The sequence below is a fragment of the Serratia inhibens genome (assembly GCF_003591175.1).
GTDB lineage: Bacteria > Pseudomonadota > Gammaproteobacteria > Enterobacterales > Enterobacteriaceae > Serratia > Serratia inhibens.
The window spans coordinates 36524-54828 of the sequence record NZ_QYYG01000002.1; the positions used below are offsets into that span (position 1 = coordinate 36524).

General features: G+C 53.6%; 24 protein-coding genes. 7 read left to right on the forward strand and 17 right to left on the reverse strand.

Annotated elements, in window-relative coordinates:
* Nucleotides 1–809 precede the first annotated feature (809 nt).
* The gene (locus D4100_RS09170) at nt 810–1808 is read right to left on the reverse strand and encodes an MBL fold metallo-hydrolase (protein ID WP_119804146.1); all 999 of its coding nucleotides are present in this window, start codon (nt 1806–1808) and stop codon (nt 810–812) included.
* Between the two features lie 222 nt (nt 1809–2030).
* On the opposite strand from D4100_RS09170, the gene D4100_RS09175 reads away from it, so the two are divergent.
* Nucleotides 2031–2321 carry a hypothetical protein gene (locus tag D4100_RS09175; protein ID WP_119804147.1) on the forward strand — a complete coding sequence of 97 codons (291 nt, stop codon included), beginning with the start codon at nt 2031–2033 and terminating at the stop codon, nt 2319–2321.
* Between the two features lie 39 nt (nt 2322–2360).
* Here the strand turns inward: D4100_RS09175 and D4100_RS09180 are convergent, their stop codons facing one another.
* From D4100_RS09180 to D4100_RS09190, 3 genes are all read right to left on the reverse strand, one after another.
* The gene (locus D4100_RS09180; protein ID WP_119804148.1) at nt 2361–3728 is read right to left on the reverse strand and encodes an amino acid permease; all 1368 of its coding nucleotides are present in this window, start codon (nt 3726–3728) and stop codon (nt 2361–2363) included.
* 175 nt (nt 3729–3903) lie between these two features.
* Nucleotides 3904–4140: a DUF4060 family protein gene (locus tag D4100_RS09185; RefSeq protein ID WP_006321600.1), complete on the reverse strand. Its 237-nt coding sequence runs from the start codon at nt 4138–4140 to the stop codon at nt 3904–3906.
* Nucleotides 4141–4207: 67 nt separating this feature from the next.
* Nucleotides 4208–4522, reverse strand: a complete 315-nt coding sequence (locus D4100_RS09190) for a phage protein NinX family protein (protein WP_119804149.1) — start codon at nt 4520–4522, stop codon at nt 4208–4210.
* A gap of 169 nt (nt 4523–4691) precedes the next feature.
* Between D4100_RS09190 and fos the strand changes: the two genes are divergently transcribed.
* A complete protein-coding gene (gene fos, locus D4100_RS09195; protein WP_006321596.1) occupies nt 4692–5099 on the forward strand; it encodes a fosfomycin resistance glutathione transferase in 408 nt (135 codons plus the stop codon).
* 53 nt (nt 5100–5152) lie between these two features.
* Here fos and D4100_RS09200 read toward each other — a convergent pair whose 3' ends face one another.
* Nucleotides 5153–5425, reverse strand: a complete 273-nt coding sequence (locus tag D4100_RS09200; RefSeq protein WP_006321595.1) for a YebO family protein — start codon at nt 5423–5425, stop codon at nt 5153–5155.
* 99 nt (nt 5426–5524) lie between these two features.
* On the reverse strand, nt 5525–5668 hold the full coding sequence (gene mgrB / locus D4100_RS09205) for a PhoP/PhoQ regulatory lipoprotein MgrB (protein ID WP_472541450.1): 144 nt from the start codon (nt 5666–5668) through the stop codon (nt 5525–5527).
* Between the two features lie 177 nt (nt 5669–5845).
* On the opposite strand from mgrB, the gene D4100_RS09210 reads away from it, so the two are divergent.
* Nucleotides 5846–6079: a YobH family protein gene (locus D4100_RS09210; RefSeq protein WP_119804150.1), complete on the forward strand. Its 234-nt coding sequence runs from the start codon at nt 5846–5848 to the stop codon at nt 6077–6079.
* A gap of 40 nt (nt 6080–6119) precedes the next feature.
* Here D4100_RS09210 and D4100_RS09215 read toward each other — a convergent pair whose 3' ends face one another.
* Nucleotides 6120–6359 carry a DUF2766 family protein gene (locus D4100_RS09215; RefSeq protein WP_004945684.1) on the reverse strand — a complete coding sequence of 80 codons (240 nt, stop codon included), beginning with the start codon at nt 6357–6359 and terminating at the stop codon, nt 6120–6122.
* Nucleotides 6360–6559: 200 nt separating this feature from the next.
* Between D4100_RS09215 and D4100_RS09220 the strand changes: the two genes are divergently transcribed.
* Together D4100_RS09220 and D4100_RS09225 are read left to right on the forward strand one after the other, a co-directional pair.
* Nucleotides 6560–6772: a YccJ family protein gene (locus tag D4100_RS09220; RefSeq protein WP_006321586.1), complete on the forward strand. Its 213-nt coding sequence runs from the start codon at nt 6560–6562 to the stop codon at nt 6770–6772.
* 514 nt (nt 6773–7286) lie between these two features.
* Nucleotides 7287–7673 carry a helix-turn-helix domain-containing protein gene (locus D4100_RS09225; protein ID WP_006321585.1) on the forward strand — a complete coding sequence of 129 codons (387 nt, stop codon included), beginning with the start codon at nt 7287–7289 and terminating at the stop codon, nt 7671–7673.
* Between the two features lie 28 nt (nt 7674–7701).
* Here the strand turns inward: D4100_RS09225 and D4100_RS09230 are convergent, their stop codons facing one another.
* The 5 genes from D4100_RS09230 to lysM form a co-directional block, all read right to left on the reverse strand.
* A complete protein-coding gene (locus D4100_RS09230; RefSeq protein WP_119804151.1) occupies nt 7702–8058 on the reverse strand; it encodes a DUF1304 domain-containing protein in 357 nt (118 codons plus the stop codon).
* Between the two features lie 428 nt (nt 8059–8486).
* Nucleotides 8487–9428, reverse strand: coding sequence for a pirin family protein (locus D4100_RS09235; RefSeq protein WP_119804152.1), 942 nt, complete (start codon nt 9426–9428; stop codon nt 8487–8489).
* A 96-nt stretch (nt 9429–9524) separates the two neighbouring features.
* A complete protein-coding gene (locus D4100_RS25780) occupies nt 9525–9689 on the reverse strand; it encodes a hypothetical protein (protein ID WP_006321582.1) in 165 nt (54 codons plus the stop codon).
* Between the two features lie 23 nt (nt 9690–9712).
* Entirely contained in the window at nt 9713–9853 is a 141-nt protein-coding gene (locus D4100_RS25785) for a hypothetical protein (RefSeq protein WP_004945701.1), read from the reverse strand.
* A 285-nt stretch (nt 9854–10138) separates the two neighbouring features.
* Nucleotides 10139–10585, reverse strand: coding sequence for a peptidoglycan-binding protein LysM (gene lysM, locus D4100_RS09240; protein WP_119804153.1), 447 nt, complete (start codon nt 10583–10585; stop codon nt 10139–10141).
* 230 nt (nt 10586–10815) lie between these two features.
* Between lysM and D4100_RS09245 the strand changes: the two genes are divergently transcribed.
* Both D4100_RS09245 and D4100_RS09250 read left to right on the forward strand, forming a co-directional pair.
* Entirely contained in the window at nt 10816–11007 is a 192-nt protein-coding gene (locus tag D4100_RS09245) for a YdfD/YebW family protein (protein ID WP_006321580.1), read from the forward strand.
* Between the two features lie 130 nt (nt 11008–11137).
* On the forward strand, nt 11138–11362 hold the full coding sequence (locus D4100_RS09250) for a biofilm development regulator YmgB/AriR family protein (protein ID WP_006321579.1): 225 nt from the start codon (nt 11138–11140) through the stop codon (nt 11360–11362).
* An 82-nt stretch (nt 11363–11444) separates the two neighbouring features.
* Here the strand turns inward: D4100_RS09250 and ompC are convergent, their stop codons facing one another.
* The 5 genes from ompC to astA all read right to left on the reverse strand — a co-directional run bounded on the left by ompC (nt 11445) and on the right by astA (nt 18280).
* Entirely contained in the window at nt 11445–12527 is a 1083-nt protein-coding gene (gene ompC, locus D4100_RS09255; protein ID WP_119804154.1) for a porin OmpC, read from the reverse strand.
* Between the two features lie 650 nt (nt 12528–13177).
* Nucleotides 13178–14161: a succinylglutamate desuccinylase gene (gene astE, locus D4100_RS09260; protein WP_119804155.1), complete on the reverse strand. Its 984-nt coding sequence runs from the start codon at nt 14159–14161 to the stop codon at nt 13178–13180.
* 11 nt (nt 14162–14172) lie between these two features.
* Nucleotides 14173–15513 carry an N-succinylarginine dihydrolase gene (gene astB / locus D4100_RS09265; RefSeq protein WP_119804156.1) on the reverse strand — a complete coding sequence of 447 codons (1341 nt, stop codon included), beginning with the start codon at nt 15511–15513 and terminating at the stop codon, nt 14173–14175.
* A gap of 248 nt (nt 15514–15761) precedes the next feature.
* Nucleotides 15762–17246, reverse strand: a complete 1485-nt coding sequence (gene astD / locus D4100_RS09270) for a succinylglutamate-semialdehyde dehydrogenase (RefSeq protein WP_119804157.1) — start codon at nt 17244–17246, stop codon at nt 15762–15764.
* Nucleotides 17246–18280, reverse strand: a complete 1035-nt coding sequence (astA, locus tag D4100_RS09275; protein ID WP_006321574.1) for an arginine N-succinyltransferase — start codon at nt 18278–18280, stop codon at nt 17246–17248. The genes astD and astA overlap by 1 nt, the downstream gene beginning before the upstream one ends.
* Nucleotides 18281–18305: the final 25 nt, after the last annotated feature.

The window sequence follows — 18305 nt, forward strand, 5'->3', positions numbered from 1 at the left end:
CCATTTTTAATCACTGATGGACCTGTCGCACATATTTGAAACGGTCGATAGCAACAGAAGCTTAAATAGGCTAAAAGATGTTGAAGCCTTAGCTATTTTCTGCTTAACGGTCACACGGCGCTACACTCCGCAGCCTGACTGAATTTTAACAATTCTTTCATCCGATTGCCCCCATGCGTTACGACATATAACCGCTGCAGGACGCTTAGAACGTTAAAAAATTTGAATCTTTATGGAATTTCTTATGCAACATTTGAATATCGATGAACGGGCGTCCCCGCAGCCCGGCTCATCTGACCAGCACGTCGCCATCTGGATGGCCCAACGCCGGCACCGCCCCCAGTCTGATAACGCTACCGTCGTCACAGAAAACAATACCGATACTAATTATTGATATTCGTTATTATGAGCATAATTTGCGCAACCGCACCCCGGCATAAAAACAAAGGGCATTGCCGCTTTAAGGTGCATAGGCATGCAACGGGGGGAATTTACGCACCATCATTGTGCATAAGCGGATAAATACCCTGTTGATGGGCGAATTAAATAACGGCAATAACCCTGACGTCGGCGAGAATGTATAGCGGAATTAAATATTAAAAAGACAGTGGGTATTTACGCTGCCGATAATGCCGGCTCGCGAGCCTATTTATTTCGTTTTTTTGCGTTTCACCATTCGCATCCGCTTATCAGGTTCAGCACCGGCTAACCGCCCTCCGCCGTTCGCCCGTACAACGGCAGCCCGCAACCGGGCGGCCTTGCAGGCAATTCAACCTGAAAAGCCGCTCACAAGGGATGGGCTATAACGCTTAAGAGTTAGGTTCAAGCACAATGCGCTCGCCAATTTTGATTGGCAGGAACTGATGCTGATCTATTCCGGCAGAACTCAACGCCAGATTTAATTGCTGCGGCGGTTCATCCAGCGACTCATCGGCCAATTCAAAAACCCCCCAATGAATCGGAATAACCCGCGGTGAATTTAATTGCTGATACAGCGTCACCGACTGCTGCGGATCCATATGTTGTTCCTGCATGAACCAGCGCGGTGCATAAGCGCCGATTGGCAACGCCGCCACGTCAAACGGCCCCAAACGCGCGCCAATATTCGCCAGCCGCTCGGAATAACCGCTGTCCCCGGAAAAATAGAAACGGAGCGCCGGATGATGAATAACCCAACCGCACCATAAAGAGCGATTGCGATCCCACAGGGTGCGCATGCTCCAATGGCGCGCCGGCGTGCAGTGGAGCGTTAACTCGCCCAACGACAGACTATCCCACCAGTCCAGTTCCTCCACACGCTTGAGGCGATAACGGCTGAACCAACTCTTTAACCCCAGCGGCACGATAAAAGTCGCAGTGGGGAAACGTTTCGCCAGTTGGCGCACGGTACGCCGATCGAGGTGGTCGTAATGGTTGTGGGAAATTAATACCACATCCACCGCCGGCAATTGCTGCACCGTCAACGGAGGTGGCGTCTTGCGCTTGGGGCCGTAGAAACTCAACGGTGATGCGCGTTGCGAAAGCACCGGATCGATCAGGATATAGCGGCCATCCAGGCGCAGCAGCATCGAAGCGTGCCCCAGCCACCAGATGCTGTTATCGCTGCCGCTGAGATCGGCGCTCTGCCACCAACGCTGGGTAAACTGCTGATACCCCAACTGCGGCGGTTTGGGCAATCCTTGCTGCTTACGCTCATTCTGCCAGCGCCTCAGATCCCCTTCCTGACGCTGAGTCGGTTCCGGATTGCGAAACCCCTCCGGGGTGTGGTGCGCTTTCGCGGCATCATAGTAACGATTGGTTCTCTTCAAATTGCTCTCCCGACCACTGCGGACACCCTGCACGGGCAGATTAGATAACATAACAAGATAGTCGATGAGTGCGCTTTGTGAACCGTGCTCACCTCAGGGGGGACCTTTTCGGATATTGTGGTGTCACAGTCCCTATGAGCATGCCAGGGCCGTAAAGAGCCTGTTAAGCATCTCTTAAGATCTTTATGATTCACTTATAGGACATTCAGAAAAGGAGAAGTTATGAGCCGTTCTACATCACGCAAATCACGTGTTCGTATGGGCCGTATCCGTAGCGCGATGCGGTCACAAGGGCAGTATTGGAAAATGTATGCCGCGATGAAACTCCGGCGTATAAGGGTACCTGCCCCGCTGGTGCTGTTGTTTGGCGCGCTGGTGAGTTTTTTCATGCTGGGTGTGTTGATGCTTAGCGTGGTCGCTATCGATATCGTCACCACCCTGTTCCTGCTGTGCAGGAAACTGTTGGGGCTGGGGCGCGGCAATCAGGGCAACGCCTTTATGCCACGTAGCTAAAGCCTGAACCGGAGGCGCGCAAGGCGCCTCCGGTAGAGATTAACACCGCACTTTGGCGCCTTTACGGCGCGTCAGCATAAAGCCAACCCACAGCAGCAGGATCCATGCCGGCATCAGCAATACGGAGATGCGGATCCCCTCGCTGAAATACATGATCACCAGAATCAGACCGAGAAACACCAAACACAGGTAGTTGCCAAAGGGATACCACAGCGCCTTGAAACTCGGGATCACCCCTTGGCGGTTTTTCGCCGCACGGAACTTCAGGTGCGCCAGGCAAATCATCACCCAGTTAATCACCAGTGTGGACACCACCAGCGCCATCAGCAGCTCAAACGCCTTGCCGGGCATCACGTAGTTGATCAGCACGCCGACAGAGGTCACCAGCGCCGACAGCGCGATGGACAGCACCGGCACGCCGCGCTTATTCACCCGGGTCAACGCCTTCGGCGCATTCCCCTGAGTCGCCAGGCCGAACAGCATGCGGCTGTTGGCGTAGACCCCGCTGTTATACACCGACAGCGCCGCCGTCAGCACCACCACGTTAAGAAGGGTCGCCACCAGGCTGCTGTTCAGCGCGTGGAAAATCATCACGAACGGGCTACCGCCTTCCACCACTTTGTCCCATGGGTAGAGAGAAAGCAGCACGGTCAGCGAACCGATATAAAAAATCAGGATGCGGTACACCACCTGGTTGGTGGCTTTCGGAATGCTGCGGCGCGGATCGGCGGCTTCCGCCGCGGTAATGCCGACCATCTCCAGCCCACCGAATGAAAACATGATGACCGCCATCGCCATCACCAACCCTTCGATGCCGTGCGGCATAAAGCCGCCCTGCTCCCACAGGTTACCGAAGCTGGCTTGCGGGCCGCCGTTGCCGCTGGCCAACAGCCAGGCACCGAAGAGGATCATGCCGACAATCGCTACCACCTTGATGATGGCGAACCAGAACTCCGTTTCACCGTACAGTCGCACGTTGACCAGGTTGATCAGATTAATCAGCACAAAAAAGACCGCTGCGGAGACCCAGGTCGGGATGTCCGGCCACCAATATTGAATATAAATCCCTACGGCCGTTAACTCGGCCATGCCGACCAGGATGAACATCGCCCAATAATTCCAGCCGGAAAGAAAACCGGCGAAATCGCCCCAGTATTTATAGGCAAAGTGGCTGAATGACCCCGCGACCGGCTCTTCAACCACCATCTCACCCAGTTGGCGCATAATAAGAAAAGCGATAAAGCCACCGATTGCGTAGCCCAGCAGCACGGAAGGGCCGGCCATTTTAATGGTCTGCGCGATGCCGAGAAACAAGCCGGTACCTATGGCGCCCCCAAGGGCGATAAGTTGTATATGTCTGTTTTTTAAACCGCGTTTTAGCGGGGTATCCTGTTGCTGACCGCCCATCTTATCCTCATATGGCGTTGGATCCCGTCGATTTTGCACAAGATTTCGCCAATCAATAAATGTATCTGCGGGCGGCTTTTTAACACTTAACCCAAGGAGCATCAAGGAGAAGCACCCCGGCAACGGAGGCCAGGGAGCTATTTTATGCAAAGAAGGGAGCCAGAATGGCTGAGATTCAGTTGGGCAGACCGCACAGTTTGGTCAGATTGCGTGCGCCAATCATCAGCGTTGCGACGTAAGACTGGCTGCGCGTGACCACTTCCACCGCCACGCGATCGTTTTGATATTTTATCAGGTAGGTTGAGGGCCAGCCCTGTCGGCGCTGCCCAAAGCTTTCTGCGTGACGATCGATTGCCGCGTGGGCAATCACCAGATGAGACAAGTTTTTATCACCTTTAATAATGCGCTTCATAAACAGGCTCCGCCAGAGACAGTTCTGTTGTCATAAAAAGGGAAAAATCATCAGTATTTCTGGTGGTTCAACGTACCGTTTCGGTGGTTTGCTGGCTCAGCAGGAAACAGATCATCGCTGCACGCAATGGGCTGCTGCTGTCCGCTTGCCACTCACCACGCTGGGTGATCATTCGCGCCTGCCACTGCGGGCTATCGCTTTGGTCGTCGGCATTCAAGCTGATTTTGTTGGCACAGATAATCGGCCAGGCATCGGAGGGATTCTTGCAATAGTCTTTACCTTTCACGCCGCCATAAGGATACCATTTGTCCGGATTTTCTCCGGTGATCAACGCAATGCTGCGGTTCACCTCGGCGTCGCTTTCTTCATACCATTTAATCATCGGCTTTATCCATCTTTCGTAAGGTTGGCGCTACATTACGATGCCAATACGACAGATTTATGACAAAACGACGGCTTTTCATATTATCCATACTAATGTTTTACCACTTTATATTTTCGAATCGGATGATTACACTTTTTAGCTGTTCCTTTACACGGAAATGATCGCCATGTTGAGCGGCCTTAACCACCTGACACTCGCGGTAAGCGACGTCAACCGCAGTTTCGATTTCTATACCAACCCGTTGGGATTCATTGCGCGTGCACGCTGGCAACATGGCGCCTATCTGTCTCTTGGCGAATTGTGGCTGTGCCTGTCATGGGACAATTCTCGAGCGCTGAACGCGCCAGGTGACTACACCCATTACGCCTTCAGCGTGGCGGCGGAGAATTTTGCGGCCGTGGCATTACGGCTGCGCCAGGCAGGAGTAAAAGAGTGGAAAAGCAATCGCAGCGAGGGGGAATCGCTGTACTTTCTCGATCCCGATGGGCATAGGTTAGAAATTCACAGCGGCGATCTGGCGAGCCGTTTGGCAGCATGCCGCGTTCAGCCTTATCGGGGGATGGAGTTTTTCTGAGGAAGCGGGTGCGGGTGGCACAGAGCGTGGAGCGCCACCCGACAGGCATCTGATTAACGTTCGGGGATAAAACCTTTGAAATCCAGCGCCGGGCTGAGATCGTCATCGTCCGCCACGCTGCCGCCGCGGGCGCTTTGCGCCAGGCTCTTCAGTAACGCCGTTTGCTGGCGCTGCTGCTCGGCGATTTCCTGCAACAGGCGAATCTGTTCATTGGCACGCACGCTGGCGCGGTTCACCAGGAACCAGCCCCATAATCCCACCAGCAGCACCAGCGCTGCGATGGCCAGCGAAACCAGGCCATTTGGACCAAAACCTAAATCGTACATGGACAACCCTATCTACTGCAAAAAACAGGCGGACATCTTAACACTCCGGGCAGGGGCGCGAACATCTCCGCGGCAAATTGTTGCGCCCCGCTGCGCAGCTTACCAGGGAACAAAGCGAGTGATTGAACAAATCCCCAGAGCAAAAGTTTCCCCCTCATCGCAATAACTATCCAGCGCCAGCAGGTAAAAAAACAGACAGGCAGCCAGAGCCGCAATTATCACGAGGAATTTTTTTCGCAACAAATTTAGCAGCCTCATTGTTATCTTGGTAATTGGTTATTCAGCCTATCACAGCCAACTTAAACGAAGTTTAACCTGTCGTTTAGAAATCTCACCTGGGTTTACTTTTCAGAATGTTACCGTTGCGCCCTGTCCTGGCTCATGGCTATATCGTTATAGCGATAACTAAAAGGAGTCACTATGGGTAAGCTGATTAAGTGGATCGTAGCGCTGGCGGTGATGTACGGCGTATTTCTGTTTTCGGGGTACGGGGTGCTTATCGGCAGCAATCAAAACGTCGGAGGGCTGGGGTTGCAGTGTAAATACCTGACGGCACGTAATGTGGTGATTGCGCAATATCTGCACGGTGACAACGGCGTGATTGGCGTTGCCGACTGCCCGCTGTTCAAAAAGATCGAAACGGTGGTGGATTGATCACCACCGTCCGAAACCGCCGCCAAACGGCGGTTTCACATCAATTGCGAGTAAATTTCATCTCAATCAATGCAATCGCTTTTTCGATCGCCCGCCGCGTCACCGGGTCGGCACCGGCAGGATGGGTGGAAAAATCGATGCTTTTCAACTGACTTGCCATTTTGTCCCGCACCTCGGTTGGTGCGATAACGTCAATGACATCCAGAATTTGTTTGATGACCAGTTGGCAGGCGACCAGATCGGAAGCCAATTCCTGGTCGTTGCTCAGCATGTCGGACATGGTTACTTTCCTTCTTAGTTCAGACGCCGCACAGAATACCATGCCGCCTGCCGCTTTTCCGCCCCCTGGCCGTTTACCGCTGAATTTTCAGCGCTAATGCGCATTAGCCATCAAAATGCCCTGCCGAATTGGCCTATACTTGGGGCTTGAGCGCTGCGCTCGGCAGCGCATTGCAAACCCTAACCTAACGGGAGAGTGCGATGGCCAACCACAATGTGAAATCCTGGGCAACAGTGCGTGAAACGTCGGTTGAAATTGCCGAGGCGATTTTTGAACTGGCCAAGAACGACGAAATATTGGCGCAAAAAATCTGGGAGGAAGGCAGCGACGAAGCGTTGCAAATGGCCTTCGCCAAAACCAGCGCCGATCAGCTGTACTGGGGCGAAGAAACCGTAGAACGCAAAAACGTCTGATTGGGAAGTTATCAACAAAAAGCCCGGATGAACGATATCCGTGAATTTCAGTTTGCAGCCAAAAACGCGCTAGCTTGAAACACGACGGGTATTGGCATCCAGGCTTTTTCGGTCGTCTGTCATACCCCATTGCGGGTTATATTGTGGCCAAAAATCACGGCTCTTCACCTCCCACACCTTCCGCATTGTTCATTCTCATCACCGGCGTCACCATAAAAGCGGCAACACCCACGATTACAACCAGAGTAATAATCACTGTCATTAACATGCGATCACCCCATCAACGCTGAGTTGTCACGGCTGACTCTGTCTAGGCGGTTTATTTCCTGCGGCCTGAACCACTTCAGTATCAGCGGTAGCGGGCAATCTCAGATTAGCCGTTTTTCCTTCCAGCTGACAAGCCACCTGATGATGGTTTTTCCGAATAATTTCACCCTGGTGCCAGCGGGCTTTTTGTCCGGGGCGGCAAGTTGTGTATACTTCACCGCTATGTAGATCTCACACAGACGCACTGATGATACAAGAACATCACCTCTCATTGGTCTGCGCCCTCAGCAAATGGGTCGAAACTCACCTCGGTAGAGTGATCCATCTCGAAGAGCTGGCCGAGTACTCCGGCTACTCCCTGTGGCACATGCAGAAGTTGTTCAAAGAAGCGACCGGGATTTCGCTGGGCAAGTATATCCGCGAACGCCGGCTGGCCGGCGCGGTTTACCAATTACGCAGCAGCGACGCTACTATTTTTGACATTGCGCTGGATTTCGGTTTTGGCTCGCAGTCACATTTTACTTATATGTTCAGAAAGCGGTTCAACATCACGCCTTATGATTTCCGCCAGGATTTAAGCGTAGATTTGCACATCGCCCCTCCATTGCACATCATCCATCAGAAAACCGCCTGACAGCTCTCCCGCCGCACCGGCCGGCGGGCTAAAGATGGGCCCAAATAACCACCAGTATGGCAATCAACGCGGGTAGCGCCTGGACCTTAAGAATTTTACGGCTCGCCGTCAGGCCACCGAAGACGCCCGCTACCAGCACGCAGCCAAGGAAAAACAGTTGCACAGCCGGATCAGCGCGCCAAACACCCCATGCCAGCCCGGCAGCCAGAAAACCGTTATACAGCCCCTGATTAGCCGCCAGCACGCGTGTTGCAGCCGCAAATTCCGCCGTGGTGGCGAATACGCGCCTGCCGGTCGGTGCCTGCCAAAGGAACATTTCCAGGATCAGAATATACAAATGAATCGCGGCTATTAATAAGACGATAATATTAGAAATTATTATCATTGTATTTTGTAAGGTTAATTGAGGATTAGGTTTAATAAGTATAACCACATTCAGAAAATTGCGAATAGCCAGACATAAAAAAACCCGCCGCAGCGGGTCTATTACCTAATCATTCAGTGTTAACTTAGCGCAACAACAAGCATAGCTGCGATTGAGATCCAGAAAGCCGCCGTTGCAATAACAACATGGGATAATCTTGCACGATAGAATACTTGGCTCATAATGACCTCACAGGCTACTGACTAGCGGTTAGATAACAACACTTCTTGATAGATATCTTAATCCACTGCTCCGACCAATTATTTGCGCCAGATCACTATTTACCAGATAAACTATATTCGATCCAAAACATGGACTTTCGATCACATTAATTCAGCGTTAATAGAAAGAAATGAATAAGATCATCCCGCCGTTATAGCCAGAGGGCATCAAACATCGCTCCAGGGCAGGCGTGGTGCGGTCAAGCGCGGGCCACTATAGCCACCGACATCCGGGAAACGGCTATTCCCCTGCTCCCAGTCATGTTGTGCCCGAGTAATATCCTGCTTACTGTGGCCGACAAAGTTCCACCAAATGAGAATCTCTTCGTTTAATGGTGCCCCACCGATTAATAATGCCCGGCTGCCCTTCCTGGCATTTAACCCGATCTGGTTAACATTCATCCCTAAATAGGCGAACTCATCAGGTGAAAATTTTTCATCATTAACCTCAAATGCACCAATAAGGGGCAAAAATCCTATTTCAAAGTCTTCCCGCAAGGGTAACGGCAAATAGCCGTCGCTCTGCCACTCCAGATCAATGGCGATTAATGGCGAAAGAGTAAACACCGGGGAACGGTATTGCTCAAACTCCCCCACCAACAAAGTATGTCTCACGCCATTTTGTGCCCAGGACGGCAAGTCAGGATAATGATCGAAGCGCGGCGCCATATCGGCATTGCCGGCCGGCAAAGCAATCCACAGCTGCGCAGCATGCAAAAGCCGCTCTTCCCCCGTTGACTGCTCGGTATGGGCGATACCGCGCCCCGCCGTCATCAGGTTGACCTGGCCCGGGCGAATCACCTGCTCGCTGCCCAGACTGTCGCGATGCAGCACCTCTCCTTCAATCATCCAGGTAAAGGTTTGCAAGCCAATATGCGGGTGTGGACCCACGTCCATGCCTTTAGAAGAACCGCTGAAGACCGAAGGCCCGGCGTGGTCGAGAAAGCACCAGGCACCTACGGTACGACGTTCACGGGTGGGTAAGGCGCGGTTGATCGGGATACCGCCGACTTCGGCATTGCGTGCGGTAATACGCTGAATCTGACGCACGCCACCGACCGTTGGACAATCGCGGGAAGAGGAAGAATGGGTTGGGCGGGAGTTGCTCATCGTAACGCCTCCAGAACGACACACAGGTTGAATTAATGACAAAGCCAGCTTATCACACAGCAAGTGGCCTAAATGCAACCAGGGAGGCGGAGCCTGTCAGGATGACTTGATATAGCAGCCTTTTACATCAACTTCGTCATGTGCATGCTTCAGATCGGAGAAATACGTCACACCAAAGAGTATTGATACGACCAACAACACGGAAACCAGCAGGCCGATAAGCGCCAGCAGTTTGGTTTCGTCGTGGAGATTATGCTCCATTTTATCTCCTGTTCAGAACGACGTCATGTCAGCCATAAGGTGACCGACAGCGTAAAAATGATCAGGGAGCAAGACGCTATCGCCAGCACGATGATGGCAAACTGCGCATCTCCCAGAGTTTCACGGTAGTTTTTGTCTTGTGAGGCATTACGTTGTTCTTTCACAAAATCTATCTTAACTCATCACGTAAACGTTATTGTGGTGGGATGATCGATAAAAACTCGCTACTGCGGTTTTCTTAGATTCTGCGTCCAATGCCATTCAGACCTCAATAGTGGCAAGACGCTATCAACTTTCCTCACCAGGGTCAATATCCCCCGGAAGCAGAGGTGGCGGTGAGTATAAAACATTCGAAAATTTTATTAAAACAAAAAATAATTAGTCAAACTTATAATATAAACGATAAAAAAGCCCGATATCACATCGGGCTTCTGAACATCTTTTCTTCTTTACTGAGGAATGCGCAGAACCTGTCCCGGATAAATTTTGTCCGGACTGGATAGCATGGGCTTGTTCGCTTCGAAGATCTTGTTGTACAGGTTGGCGTTACCGTACACTTCTTTCGACACCGCACTCAGCGTGTCGCCCTTCTTAACGGTATAGAAACGGCTCTCTGCTGCAGATTGTGCCACCGACACCTTATCTTCCACACCGCTGATACCCGCCACGTTACCGATCGCCACCAGGATTTTTTCTTTCAGCTCCTGGCTGGCGGCATCGCCGGTCACCACGGCTTTACCATCAACCACCTGCACATCGACCTTATCGGTACCCGGCAGACCGGTTTTATTCAAATGCTCCTTCAGTTTGGCGCTTTGATCTTCGGCAGTCGCGTTGCCGGTCACTGTGTCCCACAGTTTTTCGCCAGCTTCTTTGACGAAGTTAAACAATCCCATATTCACTCCTTTCGATGGTTACAATGTTGCGTTCACTTAAGGCTTGTTAAGCTTAGCACTGCAAAACGGATATTCCATCGCTCCTGTAGCATTTAGCCGTTGGAGTAATCCGAAAGTGCCCTCTTTGAGTGCCAATTCATCACTTTGTACCGATGTCCACGCTGAAAGACGCACCTTTTTTACCTACAATAAGGGTATGGAGAGATTTTGGCTCGAGGATGCAAGAGGCTATGTACGCACTGGTCATGTTTGTCTGTTATCTGGATGGCGGCTGCGCCGATATCGTGGTTGACGTGCTGCGCGACGAACCCCAGTGCCTGGTCGTCATGAAAGAACAAAATCTGCGCCACGCCGGCTGTTTTCCGGTGGAAGATTTTATCGACGGTTTCTGGCTGCCTGCCAGCGAATATGCGCCGTTGTAGAGCGGAATGCGGGTTTTCTGCTATTTACCTCTGAGGAATTTCTGAATTCATCGGGAAAGAGGTATATCTACGATGTTTTATGCCGCTATTTTGCTAAATTGCTTCACCCGAACGATATGGAGACGGCATCATGCCCGTATCTACTCTCTCAGACGAACATTATGAAACCCTGTTACGCGATGTCAGCCTGGTGGTCGGCGGCGCGGTGATCCAACTGATCAATCTCAATAAGAAAGTCTCCGGCAATAATATTCTGGCCCAATTGGTCACCGAGATTGAACACGAGAAAAATCAGCAACGCTCTGCCACCCTGCGCTCTGCGATTGAACTGATGGGCCTGGCCCCCAAAGGATAGCGGCCCAAATAAAGAAGGCAGAGCTTTCGCTCTGCCTTTTTACCGTTCTCCCGACACAGGATGAAGGTAATAGCGTTGAAACTTAGAAACGATAAGTCAGGTTAACCGCGACGATATCGTCAGTGCTCAGTTTCAGCTTGTTGTCGTCATTCAGCTGGTTGATTTTGTAATCAACGTAGGTATACATGTTTTTGTTGAAGTAGTAAGTCGCGCCCACTTCCACGTATTTCACCAGATCGACATCGCCAAACCCTTCGATATCCTTGCCTTTAGACTGCACGTAGGCCAGAGATGGACGCAGACCGTTTTCGAACTGGTATTGAGCGACCATTTCGAAGTTCTGAGTTTTGTTGGCGAAGCCAGACACGCCGTTGCCGCTGATTGGCGTCATGTTACGGGTTTCAGCGTACATTGCCGCCAGGTAAACCTGATTGGCGTCGTATTTAACCGCCGTGGTCCAGGCCGTCGCGCTGTCGCCTTTGCCGTACTGCAGTTTCTTTTGATCGCTGGTGCGGTTCGAGTCAGAGAATGCCGCCGCCACGCCGATACCTGAACCACCGATATCCTGGTAATCCAATGACAGACCGTAGCCGTCACCGTTTTGCTTGGTCACGCTGCGACCGTCGCCGTCGTTTTTACCCTGGTACTGTACCGCCAGGTTCAGACCTTCCACCAACCCGAAGAAATCACGGTTACGATAAGTCGCCAAGCCGTTGGAACGCGCGGTCATGTAGTTATCGGTGTAGCTGTAACTATCACCGCCGAATTCCGGCAGCATGTCGGTGTAGGCTTCCGCGTCGTACACTACGCCGTAGTTGCGGCCGTAGTCGAATGAACCGTAGTTGGCGAACTTCAGACCGGCAAAGCCCAGACGGGTTTTGGTGCCTGTGGTACCCTGCGCTTCGTCGTGGTTGGCCTGGACGTTATATTCCCACTGGCCGTAACCGGTCAGTTGGTCATTGATTTGCGTTTCGCCCTTGAAACCCAGACGGACATAAGTCTTGTCGCCATCTTCGGATTTGTCATCGCTGAAAACATGTTTGGCAGAAACGCGACCGTACAGGTCAAGTTTATTGCCATCCTTATTATAAATTTCAGCCGCGTTGGCAAAGGAGGTGATTGCCGCAAGGGCAACAGCTAAGGCTAATACACTGCGATTCATCATTTATTTTCCTAGATATTATAATTAAAAACCTGCCCATCACGCCCAATTTATGATTTGGGCTGTGATCTTTATCATTTAGTATTTTATGAGCGCCCCTAATCAGGGGCCATGTGACATTAGCATCATGAATCCAAACTTCAAAAGAAAAAGTTCATAAAATACCGTGGGTAAAGCATGTTTATGTGTAACTGAATGTTACAACAAAGGACACAAACAAACCATTGATTCATATTGATATTTGTCACATACCTTATAACCAAATTGGTGCAATGCACCAAATTAGTGCAATTTGACTTATTTTAGCCTACTTTCTACACGATACGGAAATAACATGAAACTTAGCGTGGTTACTAATAACGTTACTTATTTCACATTTTCATCTAAACAAAGTCACTGCACTGATTTAGGCCATTAAGCGGGTTTTAACCAGATCTTTTACAGGTTCACATAATCAATGCGACTCAAAGCGTCAAAATAGTAATACCGGGGGAAATTAAATTTAAGAAATGGCAATAGTGAATAGCGGATATATAAAGAGAGGAGAACAAACGTATTTTACAGGATAATACGCCAGATTAATTACAGGCTGCAGCTGACAACGCTGCAACCTGACGTACACTACAGATAAAACCGTCTGGACAGCTGACCGATTAATACAGCGTGCTGCGCGGCACCTCAGTCAACACCATACCGGCGCGCAGCCCAAGCGCAACGGCAGGATTGGGGAACAAAATCCACTCGCTGGCATGTTGAACCCGGTACTCCTCACCCGGTTGTTCGCACAACAAAGTGCCCTGCTTAAGCTCGGTAAAGTTGGCGGTGTCGTCGCTAAGATGCAGCCTGAAATCCTCGCTGCGCTTAATCAACGACTGTTCGACGCGGAATAGGCGCAGCGCAACACCCGGCCGCGAAGGTAAAGGTTCACCGCTCACCACCGCCTGCAACGCACGGTTAATGGCGGCAAACTGTTGCAGATCGTTGCTGCCGAAGGGTTTCGCCTTGCCCAGCTCCAGCGTGCAGCTTGCAGCAGCGGCGTGTTCGCTGGAAAAATGGCTGAAGGTGCCGCCAGGCGCGCTGTGGATCACCAGCGCGTCCAGATCGGCAGCATCCAGCACGGCCAGCATATCCGCACTGTAGGGCCGTGTCTGGAATGGCAAGATGCCAAAGCGCGGCAACCGCGATTCACGTATCGCCGTATGCAGATCATAATGGAAACGCTCAGCCTCTTCGCCGTCGAAAAAAGCCGCTATCACTTGCTCCAGCTGCTGCGCCCGCACGGTTTCACCGCTGTGGTTGAAATCGCGATAACGGCCGCCGAACATGCGATTCATGTCACTGTGCAGATAACGCTTGCCGGCGCGTATCGCCGCCGGATTGCCCAGCACTACCAACAGCCGAACCGCCAGCGGCCGCTCGCCCGCCAACAGCGTATTGACCCATTGGTTCAGCAGTTCAATCGGCGCCGTTTCATTACCGTGGATCCCGGCGGAAAGCACTACCGCCTGGCGGTAAGCCTGGCGTGGGGTAATTTCCAGCAAACCTTCCCCCAGCCAGCGCCAGCGGACATTCAGGTTCTCACCCTGCTGGTTGGCCGGGGCTTGCCCCGCCAGCGTCAGGGCCAGCAAATCAAACATGGCGACTCCGTCTATTGTTGGAAAGGATAAACCGAACCCAGCCCGAGGATAGACGTCAAGGCGTCCAGCGCGTCGCGCCCCTCACGCAACAATTGCGGATCGGCCAAATCGTTTTGCGTCAGCCGATCGCGGTAATAGCGATCGACCCACTCATTCAGCGTGACAAACAGCGTGTCGTTCATCATCGCGCGCGGGTTCACCGCCCGCAGTTCCTGTTCATTCAGCGCTACGCGCAGCCTCAGGCAAGCCGGTCCGCCGCCGTTACGCATGCTCTCACGCAGGTCGAATACCTTGATTTCATCGATCGGCCCGCCGCCAGCCACCATCTCGCTCAGATAGCGCCACACGCCGTCATGCTGACGCGACTCTTCCGGCACCACAATCATCATCTTGCCGTCAGGTTTGGTTAAAATCTGGCTGTTGAACAGATAGGTCGATACCGCATCCGCCACCGAGACCTGCGCCGTCGGCACCTCAATCGCCGTCAATTCGCTTTCCAGCGTCGCCATCTTGCGGCGCACCTCATCCAGCGCTTGCTGCTGCTGATGAAACGCCTGCTGATGATGGAACAGCACGTTCTGGTTACTGACCGCAATCACGTCGTTATGAAACACGCCCTGGTCAATCACCGCCGGGTTTTGTTGCACAAACACCGTGTGCCGCTCATCCAATTGATGCAGTCGGGCAATCGCCTCGCCGGCCTCACGCGTCTGGCGCGCCGGGTAGCGCGTCGGTGCGGTTTCGCCGCCGAATTCCTGGCGGCCATAAACAAACATCTGCACGCTGCGTTTGCCGTAGTCGCCACCCAGCCGATTGTGGTTGGCTGCACCTTCATCACCAAACAGCGCCACCTGCGGCAGGGCTTCGTGGTGGGTGAAGTGACGTTCATCGTTGAAAATCGCGCGCAGCACGCCAGAGGTGGTCTCAGCCTCAATGGCGCGGTGGAATTTATTGTTCAGGTTGGCGGCGGTGAAATGCACCTTGCCATCCTTGCTGTCCGCCGAAGGCGAAACCGTAGCCGCATTGGCGGTCCACATACTGGAAGCCGAACTGAGTGCCGACAGCAGGCGTGGCGACTGACGCATCGCCTGTGCCAACACGGCCTCATCGCTGCCGCTGAAGCCCAGTTTGCGCAGCATCGGCACATGCGGTCGCTCCTGCGGCGGCAAAACGCCCTGCTGGAAACCGAGATCGGCCAGCGCCTTCATCTTCAGCAAACCCTGCTTGGCCGCCAGTTTCGGGTTAGACACGCTGTTTTGATGCTGCGTAGAGGCCTCATTGCCAAACGACAATCCGGCGTAATGATGCGTCAGGCCCACCAGACCATCGAAATTGACTTCATATCCTGACATGTGGTTCTCCCGGGCCGAGCAGGCTCGCCCCTGTTCAAAAAATACACCCTGTAGTTTCACGTTGGCCGCTCTGGCGCGCCCATGCGCTCGCGGCATTTGTACATCCCCGTACAGCACAACCAGGCACCCAGCTAAGTAGCTGCGCCTGATAGTGCTACAGGTGGGGGCATACAGAGCGCCGACACGCCGTGAACGCATGCCTGCGCTCAGCGGTCGGCTAACCTGTAATGACCCCACCGGCCTCAAACTTAGGGTGTAGCGGTATTAAACGACAGCCCTGGCGACAGGTTGGCCGGCAGCGTCAAACTTTCGCTTTCCAGCGACGCCATTGGCCAGGCGCAGTAATCCGCCGCGTAGTAGGCGCTTGGACGGTGGTTACCCGAGGCGCCCACGCCGCCGAACGGTGCGGCACTGGAGGCACCGGTCAAGGGTTTGTTCCAGTTGACGATACCGGCGCGCGCTTCCAACAGCAGTTGCTCAAACCGCTCACGCTGCGGCGACACCAGGCCGACGGACAGGCCATAGCGCGTCTGGTTGGCGATGCGTAACGCCTCGTCAAAATCGTTATAACGAATGACGGTGGTCAGCGGGCCAAAATATTCTTCGTCCGGCACATCGCGCACGCCGGTCACATCGATAATGCCTGGGCTCAGCAGCGCGCTGCCGCTTTCCAGCTGCTGCATGGTCAGCAAGGCTTTGCCGCCCAAAGACAACAAATGGTGCTGCGCCGCCAGCATTTTTTCCGCCGCCGCAGAGGAGATCACCCCGCCCATGAACGGCTGCGGTTCGGCGTCCCAGCGGCCGACGCGCAAAGCACCCGCCACCTGTACCAAACGCTCGATAAAGGCATCGCCTTCGCTGCCGCGTTTCACCAGAATGCGGCGCGAACAGGTGCAACGCTGGCCGGCGGAGATAAACGCCGACTGAATAGCCAGATTGACCGCCGCATCGCGATCGTCGATCTGATCGATAATCAGCGCGTTGTTGCCACCCATTTCCAGCGCCAGCATCTTTTCAGGCTGCCCCGCCAACTGGCGATGCAGGTGATAACCGGTGCCGGCGCTGCCGGTAAACAGCAGACCGTCGATATCCGCGCTGGCAGCCAGCGCCTCGCCGGTTTCACGCCCGCCCTGCACCAGGTTGATCACCCCGTTTGGCAAACCGGCCTGCTGCCACAGCTTCAGCGTTTCCTCGGCGGTCAGCGGCGTCAGCTCGCTGGGTTTAAATACCACCGTATTGCCCGCCAGCAAGGCCGGCACAATATGGCCGTTCGGCAAATGGCCCGGGAAGTTATAAGGCCCGAACACCGCCAGCACGCCATGCGGCCGGTGGCGCAGCACCGAAGCGCCGTCTGCCATCGCGGTTTCGCTGATGCCGGTACGCGTCTGGTAAGCCTGCAGGGAAATCGCCACTTTACCGATCATCGCCTGCACTTCGGTCAGCGTCTCCCAGCGCGGTTTACCGGTTTCACGGCTGATCACCGCCGCCAAATCTTGTTTATGCTCTTCCAGCAGGGCGGCAAAACGCTTCACCAACTGCTCACGCTGTTCAAACGGGGTACGGGCCCAGGCCGGGAACGCGGCACGGGCGGCCTCGCAGGCGGCGGCGACATCACTGCCGTCCGCGGCATTGGCCTGCCACAGCCTTTGGTTGTCGACCGGATCGGCTTTGCTGAATTCAGCGCCCCGGCCCTGCTGCCAGGCGCCGTTAATAAACAGTGCAGGATGTGACATTACGCTTTCTCCTGTGAAATAAGGGTGATGACCCGTACCGGGCTGCCTTGCTCAACGCCCAGCGCCGCAGCGGTTTCCGCATTGATATGCAAGCGTTCGTCATACAGGTCGGCATTGACCAACAGTGCGCGATAGGACTGATAATGATCATTGGCCACCAGAAGAGCCGGCGCATCTGCGCGCATCGGCGTCTCGTCCAGCACCACTTTCGCCAGACGGCTCTCTTTGACCGCACGGATTTGGTCGATTTCCGCTTCCAGCGTCGGGCCGCCATCGAAAATATCGACATAACCCTGATAGCGCAGGCCCTCCGACTCCAGCACCCGGCGGGCGGGAACGGTCTGCGGGTGCACTTGGCCAATCACCTTTTGCGCGTCTTCGGCCAGGAAATCGACATACAGCGGGTGTTTCGGCATCAGTTCGGCGATAAACGCCTTTTGCCCGGTGCCGCTCAGGTAGTCCGCCTTGGCGAACTCGATGGAAAAGAAATGGTTTCCGACACTCTCCCAGAACGGCGAACGGCCTTCTTCATCGGAAAAACCGCGCATTTCGGCAATCAGCCGTGCGGAAAAACGCTCGCGGAAAGCGGCGATAAACAGGAAACGCACCTTCGATAACAGCTTGCCGTTTTCGCCATGCCGGTAGTCCGGATCGAGGAACAGCGTGCACAGCTCGGAATGACCGGTGTGATCGTTACTGAGAAATAGCGTCGGCACCGATTTATAGACGTTCAACTGTTTGGACGCATGCACCTGGGTACCGACGCGAAAGCTGTACCACGGCTCGGTCAGCCCAACGGCCACTTCAATCGCGCAAACCCCTACCGCCTGCTGGCGCTCACTGTCCTCCAGCACAAACAGGTAACACTGCTCGCCACGCGGAAGTTCGCCTTGCCAGGTTTTTAACGCCCGCTCAATGCGTGCCGACAAGGTATCTTCATCTTGCGGCAGGGAAGTGAGACCGATGCCGGATTTACCGGCAAGCGTCAGTAAGTCAGCCAAATCGCGACGCTCAATAGGGCGAATAATCATCATAATGCGAACCTCGTCAGAATCAGGC

Bases quoted from the DNA above. Each gene is read 5' to 3' on its own strand.
- D4100_RS09175 (WP_119804147.1), top strand. From the start codon at position 2,031: ATGAGCCGTTCTACATCACGCAAATCACGTGTTCGTATGGGCCGTATC.
- D4100_RS09180 (WP_119804148.1), bottom strand. From the start codon at position 3,728: ATGGGCGGTCAGCAACAGGATACCCCGCTAAAACGCGGTTTAAAAAAC.
- D4100_RS09185 (WP_006321600.1), bottom strand. From the start codon at position 4,140: ATGAAGCGCATTATTAAAGGTGATAAAAACTTGTCTCATCTGGTGATT.
- D4100_RS09190 (WP_119804149.1), bottom strand. From the start codon at position 4,522: ATGATTAAATGGTATGAAGAAAGCGACGCCGAGGTGAACCGCAGCATT.
- fos (WP_006321596.1), top strand. From the start codon at position 4,692: ATGTTGAGCGGCCTTAACCACCTGACACTCGCGGTAAGCGACGTCAAC.
- D4100_RS09200 (WP_006321595.1), bottom strand. From the start codon at position 5,425: ATGTACGATTTAGGTTTTGGTCCAAATGGCCTGGTTTCGCTGGCCATC.
- D4100_RS09210 (WP_119804150.1), top strand. From the start codon at position 5,846: ATGGGTAAGCTGATTAAGTGGATCGTAGCGCTGGCGGTGATGTACGGC.
- D4100_RS09215 (WP_004945684.1), bottom strand. From the start codon at position 6,359: ATGTCCGACATGCTGAGCAACGACCAGGAATTGGCTTCCGATCTGGTC.
- D4100_RS09220 (WP_006321586.1), top strand. From the start codon at position 6,560: ATGGCCAACCACAATGTGAAATCCTGGGCAACAGTGCGTGAAACGTCG.
- D4100_RS09225 (WP_006321585.1), top strand. From the start codon at position 7,287: ATGATACAAGAACATCACCTCTCATTGGTCTGCGCCCTCAGCAAATGG.
- D4100_RS09230 (WP_119804151.1), bottom strand. From the start codon at position 8,058: ATGATAATAATTTCTAATATTATCGTCTTATTAATAGCCGCGATTCAT.
- D4100_RS09235 (WP_119804152.1), bottom strand. From the start codon at position 9,428: ATGAGCAACTCCCGCCCAACCCATTCTTCCTCTTCCCGCGATTGTCCA.
- D4100_RS25780 (WP_006321582.1), bottom strand. From the start codon at position 9,689: ATGGAGCATAATCTCCACGACGAAACCAAACTGCTGGCGCTTATCGGC.
- lysM (WP_119804153.1), bottom strand. From the start codon at position 10,585: ATGGGATTGTTTAACTTCGTCAAAGAAGCTGGCGAAAAACTGTGGGAC.
- D4100_RS09245 (WP_006321580.1), top strand. From the start codon at position 10,816: ATGTACGCACTGGTCATGTTTGTCTGTTATCTGGATGGCGGCTGCGCC.
- D4100_RS09250 (WP_006321579.1), top strand. From the start codon at position 11,138: ATGCCCGTATCTACTCTCTCAGACGAACATTATGAAACCCTGTTACGC.
- ompC (WP_119804154.1), bottom strand. From the start codon at position 12,527: ATGATGAATCGCAGTGTATTAGCCTTAGCTGTTGCCCTTGCGGCAATC.
- astE (WP_119804155.1), bottom strand. From the start codon at position 14,161: ATGTTTGATTTGCTGGCCCTGACGCTGGCGGGGCAAGCCCCGGCCAAC.
- astB (WP_119804156.1), bottom strand. From the start codon at position 15,513: ATGTCAGGATATGAAGTCAATTTCGATGGTCTGGTGGGCCTGACGCAT.
- astD (WP_119804157.1), bottom strand. From the start codon at position 17,246: ATGTCACATCCTGCACTGTTTATTAACGGCGCCTGGCAGCAGGGCCGG.
- astA (WP_006321574.1), bottom strand. From the start codon at position 18,280: ATGATGATTATTCGCCCTATTGAGCGTCGCGATTTGGCTGACTTACTG.